Source organism: Streptococcus sp. SGI.013 (assembly GCF_050315295.1).
In the GTDB taxonomy this organism is placed as follows: domain Bacteria; phylum Bacillota; class Bacilli; order Lactobacillales; family Streptococcaceae; genus Streptococcus; species Streptococcus porcorum.
Genome location: NZ_JBNPOS010000075.1, coordinates 1 through 1,005, shown reverse-complemented (window position 1 = coordinate 1,005; position 1,005 = coordinate 1). Strand labels below are relative to the sequence as shown.

Sequence of the window (1,005 nt, the reverse complement as noted above, 5' to 3'; positions counted from 1 at the left end):
TTATATGTACCACTGTCACATTCTTGAACATGAAGAAGCAGGTATGATGGGACAAATTAAAGTAGAATAATAAATAATATTGAAGATCATGTCTTAAGCTTCGATGATATAGATCGACTAGAAAAAATATTAGAGATAAAAAAATCTTTCGCAGTAGAAGAAGTGGATTGCAATTGTCCAGAAAGACAATGCGAGTGTCATTTACATCATCATTAAGAATAAGGAGGAATTTAAAATGAACAATAACAACAAACATTTATCCCACTGTCACCATAATCATGGCGACATGGATCATTCAAAACATGAGCACGTAAGCACGGAAGAACATGGAGACCATAAGAATCAACATCAAGAACATCATGCTGAGCATGATCACAGCGGGCACAGCGGGCACAGTGGGCATGACCACAGTGGGCATCACGGAGGGCATGAACACCATCATCATGGTAACTTTAAGGAACTTTTCTTAAAATCATTGCCACTAGGAATCATTATTATGCTCTTATCCCCTATGGCTGGGTTTGACCTACCATTCCAGTTTACTTTTCCATATTCTGATATTGTAGTAGCTATTTTATCTACTATATTAATTATTTATGGTGGACGTCCATTCTATCAAGGCGCAGTTGACGAATTTAAACAAAAAGAACCTGGAATGATGGCTCTAGTTTCTTTAGGTATAAGTGTTTCATATTTATACAGTATTTATGCTGTTATCATTACCTACGTAACGGGTGGACACGTGATGGACTTTTTCTTTGAATTTGCTTCATTATTATTAATCATGTTATTAGGTCACTGGATTGAGATGAAAGCTATTGGAGAAGCAGGAGACGCACAAGCAGCATTGGCTAAGTTGGTACCAAAAGATGCTCACGTTGTGTTAGAAGATGATTCAATTGAAATACGTCCAGTTGCTGACTTACAGGTAGGCGATTTAATTCGTGTTCAAGCCGGAGAAAATGTGCCAGCAGACGGAACTATCGAGCGTGGCGAATCACGTGT

The 1,005-nt window shown here is 38.0% G+C and carries 1 protein-coding gene and 2 pseudogenes; all 3 read left to right on the top strand.

Annotated features, from left to right (window positions below):
- Positions 1 to 4 precede the first annotated feature (4 nt).
- Positions 5 to 70 carry a multicopper oxidase domain-containing protein gene (locus tag ACQRDX_RS09335; protein ID WP_427896613.1) on the top strand — a complete coding sequence of 22 codons (66 nt, stop codon included), beginning with the start codon at positions 5 to 7 and terminating at the stop codon, positions 68 to 70.
- Between the two features lie 8 nt (positions 71 to 78).
- Positions 79 to 216: pseudogene (locus tag ACQRDX_RS09330) on the top strand (CopY/TcrY family copper transport repressor); the annotation flags it as partial.
- Between the two features lie 19 nt (positions 217 to 235).
- Positions 236 to 1,005 (top strand): annotated as a pseudogene (locus ACQRDX_RS09325) (heavy metal translocating P-type ATPase); the annotation flags it as partial.